We start from the raw sequence: 18,883 nt of genomic DNA, 5'->3' as shown, positions 1-18,883 counted from the left end.
TATGACCTTTACTTTGGGAGGAAGACGCTTGTCGACAGTTTCAAGAACGCTTTTAAGGAAATTTGTTTCAAGGAATTCAGAAATTCTGTATTATAGTGAAGAATTTCTATTTGTATAAAGCAGTAGTAATTTCTACCTTGAACTGAACGCCTCAACTCGATGATCCAGATACGTATATGTCACTATACGACAAAAATATTTTTTGCACTATTTTTTTGTTTCACATTTATCCTCGTTACAAGTTCTCCGTTACACTCTCAATCTGAGAAAATTTCTGAATTAATAGAGCTGTCTAAACGAAATTCACGGTACCCAGATAGTTTAGCACTTTTTGGAAGGGAACTCATTTCATATAGTGATTCTCTTGCATTGACGGAAGGCCATTTTGCCATTGGTTATGCTTTTTATCAAAGGGGAACAATGGAAGCAGCAGGTTTACATTATGACAGTGCGTTAAACTTCATTGATTCTTCTAAGGATTACTTAACCTACAGCAGAATTAAAAGAAATAGGGGGATAGTTTACCAGAGGCAGGGTGAGTTCACAAAGGCGAAAGAAGTTTTTGAAACACTATTTCAGGAGGCTCAAGATCAAAAGAATGAATTGGGTCAGGCTTTGATGTACAATCAATTAGGGATTATTGCACAGTCGCAGGGTAATTATAATGAAGCCGCTGACGACTTTAATAGGGCTATTGAGATATATTCAAAGAAGGATTCTGCCAATGTAGCCAATACATTAATGAATTTAGGTACCCTATATGGGAGAATGAACCTGATTGACCAATCTAACCAGAAACTGTTGATCGCTGCTAAGATTGCGGGAAGCTATAAGCAGTGGGTAATACAGGCTAGATGTTTTAATAATATTTCTGTCAATTATAGAAAGGTATCCAAGCTTGACTCAAGCAATTATTACCTTAGTTTAAATGAACAACTATACAAAAGGTTGAATAATAAATTAGCCTTGACAGAAGTGTATCAAAACAAAGCGAGTAATTTTTTAATAGCTAAGAACGCTGATAGTACCTATTACTTTTTAGAGAATGCACTTTCGTTAGTTACACCAAATCAAGATTTATATAGAGAGTCTCAACTGGCTTTTTTAAGAGCTAGGGTTGAGTTGGAGTTTGGGGATGCGAAGTTAGCCATTCAATATGTGAATGAGGCTATTACTAAGGCATTAGAGCAGAATAGGGTTGATGACCTTAATGATCATTATGTTTTGCTTTCTGAGGCATATGAAAAAGAAGGCAATACAAAGGCAGCTTTGGCTATTATGAAGAAGTGGAAAAGTTTGAATGATAGTCTTGAAATATTTAAGAGTATTAAAACTATTCAAGAAATAACTTCTGCATATGATTTTGCGAGGTCTGAAGAAGTTATACAACAGAGTCGAGAACAAGCTAGTTTTTTTCAGAGATTAAGTACTCGTTTAGCTATAGGAGCCGTTATTCTAGCCGCTTTAAGCGTGTTGCTGTATTTTAAATTCAGGAAAAAGAGTAATGAAGCAGAGCTCAGAGAGAGTGAGGTAAATGAATTGAAGTCGAAAATATCAGAATTACAACAGAAAGTTAAAAAGTCAACTGAGAACTTTATTACCCTTAAAAGTAAAGCAGTAATTCCTCTTAACAAGTTGATGTTTGTTCAATCCGATGGACCATATCTGGAGTTTTTCCTAGACAATAAAGAAAGACCAGAGATTGATAGAGGTACGCTTAAGGATTTAAAATCTGATTTACCAATCAATACTTTCATCCAAGTTCACAGGTCCTATATCATCAATATTCACTTTATTCGTGAGGTTTATTCCAATAGGGTTGTTTTACAAAACGGCCACGAATTGAATATTTCAAGGAGTTTTAAGACGAACATGGAGGAGATTTTTCAGACGAAAGTTTCTTAGCTCCATTTTTGCTAAAAGAAAAACTTAAAAAAAGAGTGTCATTCATTTCGGTTTTTAGGTGATCCATGACAAAATCTTTCAATTCTACCTTATTTCGATATTCATAGTATTTCCATTCGTGTTAAGACTACTGTCACTCGTGACTTTTTTTTTGAATACCCCTTATTCCTATCGACCTTTTCCTTACAACAACTAGTACCCGAATTAGGGTAGATTTTAACACGCTTATGACTATTGTAAGATTTCGAGAAACTCGAAAATCTATTATTGAAATACTTTCTAATCGAGAAATGGAGGTTCTACTCAGGCTTGCAAAAGGAGAAAGTAGAAAAAGCATTTCGGAACAGTTAGGTATCTCAGTTTTGACTTATGATGAACATCGAAAAAATATAAAGCAAAAGCTGCGCCTAAAAACTCAGGCCGACTGGGCTTCTGCTATTGTGCTTTTTAGGAATACACGTTCGATAAGTATAGAAAAGGAAATCGATAAATAAATATCAAACACATAATAACCCACTCATGAAAAAACATTTACTACTCTTAACATTGTTTAGCGCCTTAATGCTTTTTAATGGCCTCAACAGTTATGCAAGTCCCTTTCAGGAGACAACGGTACCAGCAAATGCTGGTATGAAAATGAACTTTCAAGGAACACTTTATGAAAATGGTGAACCTGTGAATGGAGATAGAAGTATGACTTTCAGTATTGATATTGAAGGTACAGCATGGAGTGAAACCCAAACGGTTCAAGTAATTGAAGGCTTGTATTCGGTTACTTTAGGAGCTGAGAACCCACTTCCGGAAAGTTTATTTTATAACGTAGCCGAGAGGAGTCTTACAGTGAGTGTAGGAAGTAACACACTTGGGACTGTTCAACTTTTGACTCCTTTTTCACCTAAGGAAATTGGCCCAGCCAATGATTTACCTAGAAGAATCGAAATAGATAATGAAAAGGCTAATTCAGATACTATTTTTCATTTTGCTATGAGTTCTGATAATCTGACTAATGGAGCTCAAAGAGGTCTTCAGATTGACATGACCGGTGTAGGTTTCAAAATGGCGGTTAGAGGAAATATTGCATCTCAGGCTGAAGACGCGACTACTAAAATTGGATTAATAGGTAGCTCAATAGGTGAAGGTACGGGCAATCATTATGGAGTTTACGGCCAAGCTTTTGGAGCTGGTAAAACGAACGCTGCAGTTTACGGATTAGCTGGAGGTTCTGGAAACGGGGATGAAGGTTACGAAAATGGTTCTTACAACAATGGTGTGCTTGCCTATGCTCAGTCTAATCCTTGGGGGAATGTTGGAGTTGCAGGGTATGCTACAGGAACCGTTGGAGTTGACAATATTGGTGTTGCTGGTATTTCTGGAGTTGGTCAGGCAGGAAATACAGAAATTGAGAATAAAGGAGTTTTAGGTAGAGCCGAAGGGCTAGGTATTAACAAAGCAATTTGGGCTAGTGCTACAAATGGTGTTGAAAACTGGGCTGGCTGGTTTGAAGGCGATATTGCTATTAGAGGTGGCAGAAACTTGAAAATCTTTGGGCCGGAAGAAAATCTAAAGGCAGATTTAAACTATTATGAACCAAATAATGCAGGTTCTTTGGTTTTGTACGGCCATAATAACACTAGACGAGTAATTCTTGGTAGTAACTCAGGGGGACAGGCCGGATTTTTAGGACTATATGATTCACTAGATGTTAGTCGTGCGGTATTAAGGGCTTACCCATCTGGAAATGGATTTTTTAGTTTGGCAGGTAAGAACTCAACAAATATTGAGGCTGGCGCGAAATTCTGGGAAGAGAACTCAGGTTTAGATTTAGGCTACTTCAAAATTCAAGGCTCAACCCAAGTAGACGATGGAAATGGTGGAACTTATTTTCCAGATTTAGTTTGGATGGATGCTCAGAGATGGGAAGATGGTACCGAACTGGGTTCAATAGAATTTAGATCTACTGACGGTGCGCATTTCGGAATGAATGCTTACGGTTTAACAGGCAATAGACCTATTGAAATACATGATAATGAAGGTGCTGTTAAGTCTGCGCTTAGGTTTGATGAAGGTTATAACTCAGGTATTCTAGAGCTATTTGGAGCCACAAGTGATCCAGATATAAAAATGGGATCTTTTGGTAGTAGCCCGGGAGGCCGTTTGCAAATGTACAGAAGAAGCGATGATAATAGTTTTGTAAGAAGCGCTATTGCTGCGGCTGCATATGGTGAAGGGATGTCTTATTTAAACTTATACGCTGAAAACTTTACGGCAGATAATAATGCAAGATTAGTCGATTTATACACTTACAATAGAGACATTAATAATAACCCATACTCTGATAACTATAAGCGGTCGGGTATAGATTTTTATGATAACCAAGGTACGAGGTTGGTAGCCGTTGGTTCAGATAGAGAAGAAGGAGGAGCAGACCCAACTGGCAGGTCAGGCTTTATTTACTTATCTGGAACAAACTCTCCGAACGTAGAAATGTCAGGAAAAAGAGGTGAGAATAATGACTTGGGAGCCATTAGGGTTTACGGAAATACCTCAGATGGAGGTGCTTGGTATCATGCGAATGCTTCTATGGAAGTAAATACTGATGGAACCAACCAATGGGGAAGATTAAGCTTAAATAAGACAGAAATTGCGAACAGCACATCTAGCGAAAATATTGTTCTAGATGCCAACTCAGGAGATATTGTAATATCAGGTTCTTTATCTCAATCATCTGATGTGCGTCTTAAAAAGAATATTTCGACTTTAACTTCTGGCCTAGCCACAGTAAATAGATTGAGAGGAGTACGCTATAACTGGAAAGATTTATCTCAACCAGAAAACAAAATAGGCTTCATAGCACAAGAGGTAGAAAACATACTTCCAGAACTGGTAAACACAAAATCAGATGGATTTAAAACAGTGAATTACGCTGAAATGACAGCCGTTTTAGTAGAAGCAGTGAAAGAACTTAGTCAGCAAATTGAAGACTTAAAAAAGGAAAACACTTCTTTAAAAGCTGAGCTAACAAGCGTAAAGGAAATGGAAGATCGATTGGCCAGAATTGAGGCTTTATTGGGCGCACAAAACACAACTCAAAAAACTGATCAGAAATAATCATGGTGGATTTAAAAGGAATATTTAATGTGTTCCTGAAATCCATATGCTGCCTATCTCTATTGCTTTTGACATATCAAGTAGAAAGTCAAGAAGTTAATAAAGATGAGTTGCGAAACCGTAGGGTGACCAACGCAAGAGGTGGAGAATGGATTTCAGGAGGAATATACACCGGTTATACTTCGGTGGGTCAATATGGTTCTTCTAGTGTGTTAACAGTTACCGATGGACAAACAGAGCTCAAGGGTTCTTTTGGCTTCGTTATACCGTTATTTAATCTTGAAGAAAACAACGCGCCAATTGCGATTGTACCCAGTTCAGAGGTGTTTTACAATTTGGGTAGCAGTATTGAACTGAACGGATTCGATCCTGATGATGACGAAATTACTTTTGAAATAACGGGTAATCCAATGTTGGGGGATTTGACAGCTGTTGAAGGCTCTGATTATGAGTTTCAATTCTCGCCTTCATCAAGTTTGGCCGCTGGGTCAGGTTATAAGGATACCATAAGGTTTAAAGTGAATGAAGTTGAAGGTGAGCTTTCTTCAGAGGTTGCCACTTTCCCTTTTACATTTAACGTTGAAGATAAACCTCATGCAATTACAGACTTTCAGGTAATTACGGCTTCAGCCGATAGCAAAACACTAGGGCTTAGTTTTGAGGATGATCGATTCAATTCAAGTTACGATGTAAAGATTAGCTATATCGATTTGTCGCAACCAGGAGCTGTTACGCTGGTAACTTTGGTTGATCAAACGTACAAATTAGCAGACCTAACAGCATCAGGAAACAAGCTAACGGTAAATGTAAATGCAGCCAAAGCGCAATTCCCATATCTCTTTTCAGCATCACAAGTATTTATTACGGCTGAAGTGAGTGTTAACAATGGCTATGAGGATGACGAGGCCTTTGTTCTTAGCAATTCGGCCGATGGTAGTTCGAGTGGAGCCATAGCAAATTCGGAAAACACATCGGGTTTGTTTGATATTTCTTCGACAACTGCAGCCACTGGCGTAGATACACAAACCTCTGCTGATGGACAGTTTTTTACTTTTGCTACTAGAAAATCGACTCCTGAGAACCAAACGGTTGAATTGAATTTGTATGCTGTAGAGTTAGGTGCTTTTGACCTAACGCAAGCTTCAATTGAAATTCCAACACTTCCTAAAATAGGGAGCAATGAAAGTCCTGTAAAGGTAAAAAACACGGCTAATTTGGTTCAATGGTCAGTAAAGTATAAGCCTAAAGGAGAAAGGGGCTACTTAGATTCTTTACAGTTCGCGGTGAATAATACGGGAAGAGATTTCACTTCGAAATCATATGCTGTGGTGCAGGTAGTGGATGTCAACGATCCGCCAACGATGAGTGATATTCCAAACCAACAATTGAATGAGGATGGAAGTCTTACACTTACCTTGGCTTATACAGATGTTGATAGTGAATTGACCGTAACGGCCAAATCATCGGATAACACTAAGGTGGGCACTACAGTTAATGGAAACCAGTTAACTATAACCCCAGCAGCAAACTTCAATGGCAATGCGAATATTTCTGTTCAAGTGTCCGAGACGGGTACAACCGAGGCATATTCTGTTGTAAAAAGCTTTACTGTAAATGTTCTACCAGTGAATGACGCTCCTATCATTGCAGATATTAATGATGTTACTATTGATGAAGACAACTCGGGAACAATTAACATTTCAACCACAGATGTAGATTCTAAGATTTCCGTTTTCAACTATACTGTAACACCTGACAAATTAGGTGTGGTTGATATTTCGTTCTCGGGGAATACAATGAAGGTGACACCTAAACCTAATTATAATGGTACGGTGAGTTTTAGTGTAAAGGCCGATGATCGACTAGGCACAGACCAATCTATTTCTCAGCCTAAAACCTTTAACTTAGTGATTAACCCAGTAAACGATGTGCCAATTGTTGAACAGGTTATTCCTACTCAGAAGATACTGAAAAGTTTCCCTACTTATACCTTAGAGCTAGGGCGCTTTTTTCAAGATGTTGAGACTACGGATGCTAATCTTACATACAGCTTGAGCAATAGCTCATTATTTACATTATCCGAAGCTAATGGTGTGTTGAGCATAAGTCCTAAAAATGTGGCTGCCGGAAATGAGTCGGTTACAATTACGGCAAGTGATGGCACTGCGAGTGTAAGCCAAAGTGTGTCTTTCGTATTAGAAGAACTGGCAGCCGATATTCAAGTGGCGAATCCTATTTCTAACCGAAATGAAAATGAAGACTTCGGTCAATTGAGTTTTGATATTAGTAATGTGTTTACTGATGTGAATGATGCGAATGCAGTTTTCACCTATGAAGTTACAGGTAATTCATCCATTGGTGCCAGTATTTCAGCAGACGGTAAATCCCTAGTTCTTACTTCGCCTCAGAACTATTCAGGAACAGAAAAAGTGTTTTTGGTTGGTAAGACTGAGGCAAAGTCTGGATTCGTATCTTTTGACATCACCGTCAACCCAGTAAACGATGCTCCAACTTTAGGAACTGTTTCAAATCAGACGGTTCAAGAGGATTTTGCATTGAACGGACTGTTTGTATCATATGAAGATATAGATAACAGCTTAAGCGAAATGACCTTTACGGCTTCATCTTCTAACCAGAGTTTGATTAAAGATGGAGCAATTACGCTAACCCCGAGCGAAACAGGAGTGTTGGTTTCTTTAAATCCAGAAGTCAATAAAAATGGAGTTGCAGCCATCACGTTAAACGCGTCTGATGGAAATTTAAGTGCAAGCCGCACTTTTGATGTAACGGTTCAATCTGTCAACGACATCCCAACCGTAGTTTCAACAACGGTGGCTGATGCAACCGAAGATGTAGCCTATACGATAGACCTATCAGCGCTATTCAACGATGTAGACAACGATAAGCTTACATTCACTTTTGAAAACAAACCTAAATGGTTAACCTTTAGCGGAAACCAACTGGTAGGAACACCTACTAATGAGAATGTAGGGACAGCAACCTTCTTTGTAACAGCGGATGACGGAAGTGGCGGGAAGGTGCGTCAATCCTATAGTTTGAATACTATTAATGTAAACGATGCTCCAACATTGGTTACTGCGTTGCCAGCCATTAATGCTACCGAAGATGTGTTGCTGAGTGTAGCGTTGAATGAAGCTTCTTTCCTCGATGTGGATGGAGATAACCTTACTTATTCAGCTACTTTTAGCGGAAATAGTTGGTTAAGCTTCGATGCGGCTACAAAACGCTTTACGGGAACCCCAAGTAACGATAATGTTGGAGATGTTACCGTTACTGTAACGGCCACCGATGGTTCGAATATAAGTGTTAATGCTACATTCCAGTTGAAAGTCATCAATGTAAATGATGCACCAACGGACATCACTATACCTACTTTAACTATTGCAGAGAACGCAAGCTTAGGCGTTGTTTTAAGTGCGCTTTCAACAGCCGATGTGGATGCTGGTGATACGCATACTTACACTTTGGTTTCTGGAGAAGGCTCAGACGATAACGGTGTATTCAGCATAAACAACAATAATTTGCAAACAGCTTCTGCTATCGACTTTGAAAGTAAATCATCATTAAAAATCAGGTTGAAATCTACCGATGGAAGCGGAGCCAGCATTGAGAAGGCCTTTGTGGTTACGGTAACAAATATAAATGAAAGTCCAGAAGCAATAGTTTTAAGTGCTAACAGCATCGAGGAAAACAAAGCTTCTGGAACAGTGATTGGCGCATTAACCACAACCGATCCAGATAACGGTGATAGTCACACCTATTCATTCGTGGCTGGTGCCGGAGATACAGATAATGCTTTGTTCGAAATTTCTGGAGGCAATTTGGTTAATAAGTCGGCCTTTAATTATGAGACAAAAACGGCTTATTCGGTACGTATTAAAACAACAGATGCTGATGGATTGAATTTTACCCAAAATTTCACAGTGAGTGTTCAAGATGTGAATGAAGCCCCAAGTGCTGTGGCTTTGAGTAACCTGTCTGTTTTGGAAAATGAAGATGCAGGAACTTTGGTTGGGAATTTAAGTACTACCGATCAAGATGCGGCTGATAGCCATACCTATGCCTTTGTGAGTGGTGAAGGAGATGGTGATAACAGTGCCTTTATTATTAATGGAAATCAATTGGTAACGGCTCAGACTTTCGATAGAGAAGCCAAGGGTGCGTATACCGTGCGGGTGTCAACCACTGATGGAGGTGGGTTGAGTATTGAAAATAGTTTCACCATTGAAATTTCGAATGTGGCAGAACCTAATTTGAAAGTAGAAGGCGATCTAAGCTTTAACCAAACGGATATTGGTATGAGTAGTGAGTTGACTTTCACCATTACCAATAATGGAGATGGAGACGGTTTGGAGGTTACTAGTATTCAAGTGCCAGAAGGCTTTAGTGTAGATAAGAGTACCGTTAGTCTTTCAGCAGGAGCTTCTGAAGAAGTGAAGGTTATATTCAGTCCTACGGAAGGTAAAACCTATAATGGTCAAATCTCTATAAGCTCTAATGCTGGAACTGAAAGTTTGAATGTTTTAGGTGAAGGAGCAATAGTAACAGATATTGATGATGATTTAATAGATCAGGATGAAGTTCAACTCTATCCGAATCCTTCTAGAGATATTGTTACAATTGACTTAAGCCTTGCCCCTGTAGTAGCTCCAGATGTTGCCATTGTAGACATAAACGGAAATACGGTTTGGTCACTGAGTAAAGTGAAGGAACGCAAGATTCAAGTGACTGTGAGTCAGTATCCGGCAGGCACCTATTTGGTGAGAATATCTTCAGAAAAAGGTTCAGTAATTAAAAAGCTAATGATAATTAAATAGTCATGTATACTTTCAAAAATAAAATATCGAGACACTTTGAATTACTATTGTTAGCTATTGTAATTCTACTAATTACCGCCTCCTGTGGGGGAGGCGGTGGTGGTGATGATAACCCAGGTCCTTCCGAACAAGAGTTAGCCTTTGACAAGCTTAAGGGGGATTGGGGAATTACCAATAATGGTAAAATTGAACTGGATGGAGGCGATGTAGCCGCTAATTATGTGGGGTTTACACTTTCCTTTACAAATGGCGCATTCACAACTACTAATGCTGGCGATCTTTTTCCGGCAACTGGAACATGGGAGTGGGTTGGAGAAGGAATCAATCAAATCCGTACAGGACGAGGGAAGCTTGTTACAATTACATCGCTTACCACAACAAATTTTGAATTCTCTTTTACAAAAACCGCAAGTAATTCCGTAGCTGGTGTAAGCGGAAATTATGTAATTAAGGTAACTAAATAAACTTCTATTATTATGATGGAGAGGCCAATGGTCTCTCCATTTTTAATTGAAAAAAGTAAAAATACCCTAAACTGGGTATTGATACTGGAAGCCAAAAAACTCAATTTTGAATTACTAGTTGGGATTAACACTTCATATAGTAGTCTGATTTTAGTTGAGTCTCTTAGGGTATTGCGTACGGCAGTACCCTTTCTTTTTGTCCTATCATTAATAGGCATAAAAAAAGGCATCACTGATGATGCCTCTTTCATTTTGATGAGCTTTTAATATTTACATGTCTTCATCATCCTTACCAAAGTCTCCGCGAACAGCCTCGCTTACATTGATAACGTGATCTCCAATCTTTTCTGCAGCAAAGAATAAATCTCTATAGATGATTCCACTTTGAACATCATATTCTTTTTTCTCAGTGCTCTTTAAATGCTGCTTTCTCATTTTCGTTTTAAGTGCATTAATGGCCATTTCTGTTTCAATAGCTCCAGAAATATCTACTTTACCATAAACGCCATTTAAGTTGGTAATCATTTGTTCAATAGAAAGATCAACCAATCCAAATATCTCCTTAATGTTTTTGTTTTGTTTTTCTGAGAAAATGGACTTTTGTTTATTTCCACGCTCAATATCCTTCGACATCCTAAGAATAATATCGGCAATTCTTTCTAGGTCATGAGCAATGCTTAGTATAGACCTCACTTTAACTGAAGATTCAATGCTCAATTGTTGCTCAGAAACCCTTACTAGATAGTCAGCAATTCTTTCTTCAATTTCATCTGTACGGACTTCTAGTTTAGATATTTTGGCTTTTAATTTATCTCTTGTATCCTGTTTTTGCTCATTTAGAAGTTCTTTGAGGTTAGTAAACATGAGCTTAGTAATTTCAGCAAACTTAATGCTCTCCTTTTGCGCACTTAATATAGATACCTCTGCAGTTAAAGGAGCGTCATAATTAATATTTGTAAGAGAGAACTCTTCGTCTTCATCTCCTTTAGATTTCACCAATCTTGTAGCTAGCTTCACAATTGAAGGAACAAACCAAATCAAGAGCATTACATTCATAAAGTTGAATGTAGTGTGGAATAATGCCAAGGTGAATTTGTTTGGATCACCAGTTTCTGGTGCAGGCCAAATATAATGTAGAAGATCTAGCACATACGGTAGCATAATCACCATCCATGTTACTCCAATTATATTGAAGAGAGAGTGAATTTTAGCCGACCTTTTTGCGTGAACGTTTCCAACTAAAGCGGCTAATTCTGCAGTAATTGTTGTTCCAATGTTTTCTCCCAAAATCATTGCTGTTCCAATTTCAATGGGTAGGCCTTGTGCACAAAGCACAATAGTAACCGCCATAGCGGCACTGGAAGACTGAACAACAATTGTAAGTATAGTTCCCACACCAACAAACATTAACCTTGTTAAAATACCAGGGTCATTAAATTGAGTAAGGAAGGAGAGTAGTTCTGGGCTTTTTTGTATTTCTGGAACGGCCTCTTTTAGGGCTTCTAAGCCCAAGAAAAGAAGTGCAAATCCGATCATAAACTCTGACCAGTTTTTAAGGTTTGGCTTTTTAGAGAACATTAAAGGCATTGCGACTGCAATTAGAGGCAGCGCATAAGCCGAAATTTTCATTTTAAAGCCAATCAAAGAAACTAGCCAACCTGTAATGGTGGTTCCAATGTTTGCTCCCATCATTACACCGGCTGATTCCACCAATGAAATTAAACCCGCATTAACAAAGCTTACCGTCATCACTGTGGTGGCAGATGATGACTGCACAATAGCAGTGATTAAAAAGCCAGTAAGAACTCCCGTATAGCGATTGGAAGTCATGGTGCCTAAAATGCTTCTGAGGTTATCTCCTGCAGCTTTTTGAATGCCTTCGCTCATGACTTTCATACCGTAAATGAAGAAGCCAAGCGCGCCTAAAAGTTCTATTACATTCCAGATGCCGTAATCCATTGTGTTATTTTACTGTGATGACGATATTATGAAAATTCGTTTTTCAGCCGTAAAAGTAGAAATACTTTTTATAAGGCTAATGTTAAATAATCATTACCAAGCTGCGTAATCCTGTCAAGCATACTTAACAATAGGTTCATGTTACCTAAAAGTCATTGAGTCAATTAATAATTACCTTTGCGACTTTCTAAGGACGTTAAAGAAACGGGAATTTTAAACAATATGAAAGAAGTTACCTTTGAAGAGAGCATATTCTCTAGCATAGTTGCGAAGGTGACCCTTATTATATTGGCCGTTCTATTTTTTCTCGTGTCTATTGATCTAGTGATTACCGCTCTTTCGGGCTCTCTCAACTTTATAAATGAGAACTTACTCTCAAATGCACTGAATCCTTTTGTGGGGTTGTTTTTAGGGTTATTGGTTACGGCTATTATTCAAAGTAGTTCTACTACCAGTACTATGGTTGTAGCACTTGTAGCTTCGGGTACTCTTTCACTCGAAGAAGCCGTACCCATTATAATGGGGGCAAATGTGGGTACTACACTTACTAGTACAATCGTTGCTTTGGGCTTTATTTCCAATAAAAGAGCATTTAGAAGAGCTGTAGCGGTAGGTACTATCCACGATTTTTATAATATCATTTTAGTGTTGATTTTATTTCCGCTAGAGCACTACTACGGATTTCTTTCAGGCGTGTCTTTTTATTTTAGTGAGTTGTTATATGGTAGCGGTATTTCAGAGGCCCTACCACATACTGATAATGTTTTAGGAAGTGGGTTAACAAATCAGTTTGTACTTTGGGTAAATAATAGTGTTCTCATTTTAGTCATCTCATTTGCCTTCCTTTTTGCCTCTATTAAGCTTCTCAGCTGGATCATTAAAAAAACTATTATTGGAGAGTCGAAAAATAGGTTACAGTCTTTTGTTTTTGATAAACCTTTAAAGTCCTTTAGTTGGGGTGTTTTACTTACCGCGGCAGTTCAGTCCAGTTCTGTTACTACTTCTATTATAGTACCATTGGCCGCAGCAGATAAAATTAAATTAAGAAATGCCTTTACTTTTATTATAGGAGCCAATGTGGGGACTACCTTAACAGCGCTTATAGCGGCTGGCTTTAGATCTGAGGCTGCTGCCACAATCGCAATAGCCCATTTACTATTTAATTTAACTGGAGTAGTGATTTTTATGTCATTACCCATACTCAGAAAGCTGTTGGTTCATTTTGTCAAAGAATTTAGCTATGCCGTTGCCAAGTATAGAGTGATAGGTTTGGCTTATATTATTATCATGTTTTTCTTATTACCCTTCTTGCTAATTTCATTGAACAGAAACGTAGATAGGCCAGTTAATAAGAAACATGAAACCACTGTAAGCCAGCGCTTTTAAACAAAAAAATTTGAATCTAAATGTAAAGCATGCTTTACATTTTATTGATATTTATAATTAAAAAATAGATTAATGCTGAAATTTGATGATTCCAGAACGAGTGCAATATGCAGAATTATTCTCATGGCTGTACTATTTTGCGCCATGGGTTTACCTTTAAATGCGCAAGATAAGAGCAATACAAGTTTTGGTAAGGGGCTTGAGGTTGTCGCTTTAGACTCATCGTTTTCAATGAAGTTTGGGTTGAGATTTCAAACCCTCTATCAAGGATCTCTCAACGTATTTTCAGAAAAATGGGATGACCAATTTTTAATTAGAAGGGCAAGGATGAAATTTGATGGATTTGCATATCATCCTAGCCTTACTTATAAAGTTGAATTAGGCCTTTCTAGTAGAGATATTAGTGGAGGTGATGTAGATGAACACAGTAATACATCTCGGTTTATATATGATGCAGTACTCAAATGGCAGTTCAGCAAAAATTGGAGTATTTGGGCAGGCCAAACGAAGTTGCCTGGAAATAGAGAACGTGTGATTTCATCACAAAAAATGCAGTTTGTAGATCGGAGTCTTTTAAATGCTAGGTTTAACATTGACAGGGATGCTGGTATTCAGTTACATCATTCAGCAAACCTTGGTAAAAGGGCTGTGATCAAAAATATTTTGGCGATATCAATAGGTGAAGGGCGCAATCTTACCACTGATAATATTGGTGGGTACGATTACACCTACAGGTTAGAATATCTGCCTTTTGGTGAGTTTACAGGCAAAGGAGACTATTTCGGTTCTGACTTGAAACGTGAATCTACCCCCAAATTATCTATTGCTGCAGCTTTTGATTACAACGATGGTGCAGCAAAACAGAGAGGGCAACTTGGGTCCTTTGTTCAGGATTCGGACGGGAATCAATTTTCAACAGATTTGTCTACTTTCTTTATGGATGCTCACTTTAAATATAATGGGTTTTCATTTATGGGAGAATACGCCAATAAACGATCATCTGAGCAAGTGATTGTGGTATTGGACGATTCCTCTACATTAAAGTACACTACAGGAAATGCTATTAATCTTCAAGCAGGTTATTTAATTGATAAGTCGGAATGGGCTGTTCGCTATACGCATGTAAATCCCGATGACTTGGTGTATTCAAACTTGAAAGAAGAAACGCAGTATACCCTTGGGTATTCTAGGTATATTGTTGGACATAGTTTAAAGCTACAAAGTGACTTATCTTATATTGATAAACCGTTAGGAGATAACTTGGTGTCATTTAGATTTCAATTTGAAATTTCCTTTTAAGGTAGGGGCAATGTAATCGATTGTCAATCTCTGAATTATTAAACGCGTACTATTAATAAGACGATAATGGTTTATTGTTCAAACAAAGTTGCCTGAAAAAGGATTGTTTATAAGAAGCCTTGTCGGAGCTATTTTAAGCCAAATTGCCTGATAGTTCCTTTCTTCTTCTTAAATTGAAAACTTAAATCTTGGAGTTTGAAACTATTCGATTTTCATAAATTAATTGAGGCCCTTACTGGCTTTATTGAAACCAAAGTTGAACTTTGGAAGCTCGAAGCGAAAGAAGAGGTTGGTGTGCTTATCGCTAAAACACTGGTGGTGATGTTGCTGGCTTTGGGGGCTGTAATGGTCTTATTGTTTTTTACTTTGGGCTTAGCCTTTCTTTTGAATGATTTACTGGAGAGTAAAATATGGGGCTTTGTTATTATGGGGAGCATTTATGGCTTATTTACCACTGGCCTCTATGTTAAAAGAAGGGCTATTGTCGATATTATTATTAAAAGACAGAATAACGAAATTGAAGGAGTAAGTGAAGAATGATGGCTTATGAAATCTAGAAAACAGGAGCTAGAGCAGTCTAATGCTAGCTATAAAGAGTTATTAGAAGATCAGTTTGATTTGATAAAAAATAATTTTCAAGACACAGGAAAGAAGGCTCTGTGGATTGGAGGTGCATTAGTTTTGGCCTATGGATTGACTAAGTTAATCACCTCTAGTGCTTCAGAAGAGGATGAGGAAACGGAGGAAGGTCAAGTCATTGAAATTATACCAGAACCTTCAGTAAGTAAGAAGGTAAAATTAAAAAAAATAGTCCACCACGAGCCTAAAGAAGAATCGGCTGTGGTAAGTGCTTTAAAGCACCAAGCTATAGTTTTTGTGTTGGGCTTGGCCGCAAAAAAACTTGGAAGTTTTCTAAACGAACTCGGAGAAAAAGAAGAAAATAGTGGTTCTTAATTTATTCAAACAAAGAGTACGAGAAGGTAAAAAATCCCTTGCCTTGCTTATAGATCCTGACGACATAAATAAAAGTGGGTTAAACGCTGTTATAAACGCGGCCATTGAAAACAGGGTCGATTATTTTTTTGTAGGGGGTAGTTTGATCACCACTAACAATCTGTCAACCATAATTGAGACTGTTAAATCCCAAAGTAATATTCCTTGTGTATTATTTCCTGGCAATGCGATCCATATTCATTCAGACGCAGACGCCATACTTTTTCTATCTTTAATATCTGGAAGAAACCCAGAGTTACTTATTGGTCAACACGTGGTAGCTGCACCAGTTATTAAAAGGAGTAAGCTAGAGGTTATACCTACGGGTTATATGCTTATTCACTCTGGAAAGCCCACTAGTGTTTCTTATATGAGCAATACCCAACCCATTCCAAACGATAAACCAAGTTTGGCGGTGAGCACAGCAATGGCAGGTGAAATGCTTGGTTTGCAGTGTATTTATATGGATGCGGGCAGTGGAGCAATTGAGCCGGTACCTTCAAAAATGATTAAAGCCGTAAAAAGAAATATTGATTCAACTTTAATTGTAGGTGGAGGAATAAATACCACTAGAAAGGCAAAGGAAGCCCTAGAAGCAGGGGCTGACATTATTGTTATAGGTAATGCAGCACAAAAAAACCTCAGCATTTTAGCTGAGGTTTCTGATGTAGTCCAATGTTTTAATCAAGAATTAAACGTTAATTAAACTTTCTCTTCTTCTCATTTTTCCTGCAGGAATACCGAACATCATTTTAAATCTACGGCAGAAGTAGGCAGTATCTTTATAACCCACTTCGCGTCCGATATCACGAATGCTCTTTTTAGTAGTACGAAGTAAATCAACCGCAGCTTCCATTCTTTGGTATTCAATGTAATCCTGAGGGTTGATTCCAGTAAGCATTTTGAAATACTGACCAACGTAGTCTTCAGAAACGCCAGCAACACCTGCCAATACTTTGTTTGAAAGATCGCCACCAAGGTTGTTTTTGATGTAAGCAAAAATATCAATGAGTCTTGGATCCTTAAAGTAAGTACTGTTAGTTACCAATTGCTCAACAAAAAGACGTTTGTCAAGAATGTATCTTATGATTTCTACACAAAGGTATTCTGTGTTTACTTTAATAATTCTGTTTTTACCAGGCTTGGTAGAGTTTGTCTCTTCAATAATCACACGAATTAATTGTGCAATCGTATCGTTACCACGAATGGCAAAAGGGGTGATGTTTAATGAAGCAAAGAAGTTTACAGAGTCAAAAACTTTAGCTTCGAACATTACTTGACTGAATCCATCAACATCATAATCGTTGATATCAGAATCAGTAGCGTTTTGAAGGTACTTCTTTTTATTAGCAATAAAGTCTTCGCTAGAAACAACTGGCGCGGTTAAAGAGCTATATGAAATTGCTGTCGACTTTCCACCAGGAATGAAAAGCATATCTCCTTCAGAAACTTTTTCTTGGTCGGGGCCAAAAAATATATCCCCATTATTTACTATGAAAATCGTGTTTTCTACATCGTAGTGATTTTCGATAGTAACAGGCTTCGCTATTTTCATGTTTCGGCTCTTAATATAGCGTACTCCTAGCGACTCAATGATTTTGTTGTAGTCTTCCATTTACATTCTTGTTAAAATTATTTATACACTTACACACTGTAAAAGTAAAACAGAATTAACGAGAATCAAAAAAAAATGACCATTGGCAATATTTATTATTCCAATGGTCATTTTAATAGGATAATTCTAACTATTTGAGTAGCTCTCTAGAGATTACTATCTTCTGTATCTCTGATGTGCCCTCATATATCTGAGTGATTTTTGCATCCCTCATCAATCTTTCTACATGATATTCTTTAACATATCCATAGCCGCCATGAATTTGTACTGCCTCAACAGTGGTGTCCATTGCTACTTTAGAGGCAAATAGTTTGGCCATTGCACCTGCTTTTCCGAAATCCTTCTTCTGGTCTTTTAAGTAGGCAGCTTTAAGGCATAACAATCTTGCCGCGTCAATTTCAGTGGCCATATCGGCTAGTTTAAACTGAATGGCTTGGTGTTGACTGATTGGTTTGCCAAATGCTTTTCTTTCTTTTGAATAAGCCAAAGCCAATTCGTAAGCTCCTGAAGCGATTCCCAACGCCTGAGATGCGATTCCGATTCTACCACCATTTAATGTTGACATGGCGAATTTGAAGCCAAAGCCATCTTCTCCTATGCGGTTTTCTTTTGGAACTTTAACATCGGTAAACATTAAAGAATGAGTGTCTGAACCTCTAATTCCAAGTTTGTTTTCCTTTTTCCCAACAACAAAACCATCCATTCCTTTTTCAACAATAAGGCAATTAATGCCTTTGTGACCTTTTTCACGGTCGGTTTGGGCAATTACCAAATAAATTGAGGCGGTGTTTCCGTTTGTGATCCAGTTTTTGGTTCCATTTAAAAGGTAGTAGTCACCTTTGTCTTCTGCGGTTGTTCTTTGCGAAGTTGCATCAGAACCAGCTTCTGGCTCAGAAAGACAAAAAGCACCTATCTTTTCTCCAGTAGCTAAAGGCTTAAGGTATTTTTCTTTCTGTTCTTCAGTTCCGTATTTTTCAATTCCCCAGCACACAAGGCTGTTGTTAACCGACATACAAACAGAAGCTGATGCGTCAATTTTAGAGATCTCTTCCATGGCGAGCACATAAGAAATGGTGTCCATACCACCTCCGTTATACTTGGGGTCTACCATCATTCCTAAGAAGCCGAGTTCTCCCATTTTTTTTACCTGCTCTAATGGGAAAGTTTGGGTTTCGTCTCTTTCAATGACTCCTGGAAGAAGTTCTGTTTGTGCAAATTCTCTAGCGGCTTGTTGAACCGCTAGTTGTTCTTCGGTTAATTGAAAATTCATGCTTTAATATTTACCTAACGTTTGTTAGCAAATGTAATAAATTCAG

The 18,883-nt window shown here is 38.0% G+C and carries 13 protein-coding genes; 10 read left to right on the top strand and 3 right to left on the bottom strand.

All coding sequences use genetic code 11. The features are described 5' to 3' along the window. The first annotated feature begins 369 nt into the window (after positions 1 to 369). The 5 genes from MB14_RS01990 to MB14_RS01970 all read left to right on the top strand — a co-directional run bounded on the left by MB14_RS01990 (position 370) and on the right by MB14_RS01970 (position 10,315). Positions 370 to 1,905: a tetratricopeptide repeat protein gene (locus tag MB14_RS01990; RefSeq protein ID WP_062588128.1), complete on the top strand. Its 1,536-nt coding sequence runs from the start codon at positions 370 to 372 to the stop codon at positions 1,903 to 1,905. A gap of 227 nt (positions 1,906 to 2,132) precedes the next feature. Beyond that, a complete protein-coding gene (locus MB14_RS01985) occupies positions 2,133 to 2,399 on the top strand; it encodes a response regulator transcription factor (RefSeq protein WP_062588126.1) in 267 nt (88 codons plus the stop codon). Between the two features lie 25 nt (positions 2,400 to 2,424). Next, positions 2,425 to 5,013, top strand: a complete 2,589-nt coding sequence (locus tag MB14_RS01980) for a tail fiber domain-containing protein (protein WP_084375926.1) — start codon at positions 2,425 to 2,427, stop codon at positions 5,011 to 5,013. 68 nt (positions 5,014 to 5,081) lie between these two features. Then, on the top strand, positions 5,082 to 9,851 hold the full coding sequence (locus MB14_RS01975) for a tandem-95 repeat protein (RefSeq protein ID WP_165899488.1): 4,770 nt from the start codon (positions 5,082 to 5,084) through the stop codon (positions 9,849 to 9,851). Positions 9,852 to 9,853: 2 nt separating this feature from the next. Continuing rightward, a complete protein-coding gene (locus MB14_RS01970) occupies positions 9,854 to 10,315 on the top strand; it encodes a hypothetical protein (RefSeq protein WP_062588119.1) in 462 nt (153 codons plus the stop codon). A 270-nt stretch (positions 10,316 to 10,585) separates the two neighbouring features. Here the strand turns inward: MB14_RS01970 and MB14_RS01960 are convergent, their stop codons facing one another. Beyond that, a complete protein-coding gene (locus tag MB14_RS01960; RefSeq protein WP_062588115.1) occupies positions 10,586 to 12,274 on the bottom strand; it encodes a Na/Pi cotransporter family protein in 1,689 nt (562 codons plus the stop codon). A 222-nt stretch (positions 12,275 to 12,496) separates the two neighbouring features. On the opposite strand from MB14_RS01960, the gene MB14_RS01955 reads away from it, so the two are divergent. From MB14_RS01955 to MB14_RS01935, 5 genes are all read left to right on the top strand, one after another. Beyond that, positions 12,497 to 13,660 (top strand): Na/Pi symporter, encoded by a 1,164-nt coding sequence (locus tag MB14_RS01955; protein ID WP_062588113.1) that lies wholly within the window; start codon positions 12,497 to 12,499, stop codon positions 13,658 to 13,660. 123 nt (positions 13,661 to 13,783) lie between these two features. Next, positions 13,784 to 14,959, top strand: a complete 1,176-nt coding sequence (locus MB14_RS01950) for a porin (protein ID WP_062588176.1) — start codon at positions 13,784 to 13,786, stop codon at positions 14,957 to 14,959. Between the two features lie 195 nt (positions 14,960 to 15,154). Further along, positions 15,155 to 15,499 carry a hypothetical protein gene (locus MB14_RS01945; protein WP_062588110.1) on the top strand — a complete coding sequence of 115 codons (345 nt, stop codon included), beginning with the start codon at positions 15,155 to 15,157 and terminating at the stop codon, positions 15,497 to 15,499. A gap of 6 nt (positions 15,500 to 15,505) precedes the next feature. Then, positions 15,506 to 15,913 carry a hypothetical protein gene (locus MB14_RS01940; protein ID WP_062588108.1) on the top strand — a complete coding sequence of 136 codons (408 nt, stop codon included), beginning with the start codon at positions 15,506 to 15,508 and terminating at the stop codon, positions 15,911 to 15,913. A gap of 43 nt (positions 15,914 to 15,956) precedes the next feature. Beyond that, entirely contained in the window at positions 15,957 to 16,658 is a 702-nt protein-coding gene (locus MB14_RS01935) for a phosphoglycerol geranylgeranyltransferase (RefSeq protein ID WP_246032632.1), read from the top strand. Here the strand turns inward: MB14_RS01935 and MB14_RS01930 are convergent. Both MB14_RS01930 and MB14_RS01925 read right to left on the bottom strand, forming a co-directional pair. After that, positions 16,644 to 17,567 (bottom strand): AraC family transcriptional regulator, encoded by a 924-nt coding sequence (locus tag MB14_RS01930; protein WP_053223510.1) that lies wholly within the window; start codon positions 17,565 to 17,567, stop codon positions 16,644 to 16,646. The two genes, MB14_RS01935 and MB14_RS01930, sit on opposite strands and share 15 nt — an antisense overlap. 130 nt (positions 17,568 to 17,697) lie before the next feature. Further along, entirely contained in the window at positions 17,698 to 18,837 is a 1,140-nt protein-coding gene (locus tag MB14_RS01925; protein ID WP_062588104.1) for an acyl-CoA dehydrogenase, read from the bottom strand. Between the last annotated feature and the right edge of the window lie 46 nt (positions 18,838 to 18,883).

It is taken from the genome of Roseivirga ehrenbergii, from assembly GCF_001593005.1.
Taxonomy (GTDB): domain Bacteria; phylum Bacteroidota; class Bacteroidia; order Cytophagales; family Cyclobacteriaceae; genus Roseivirga; species Roseivirga ehrenbergii.
Note: the sequence above shows the minus strand (reverse complement) of the source record. Positions and strands in the feature narration are given on the sequence as shown.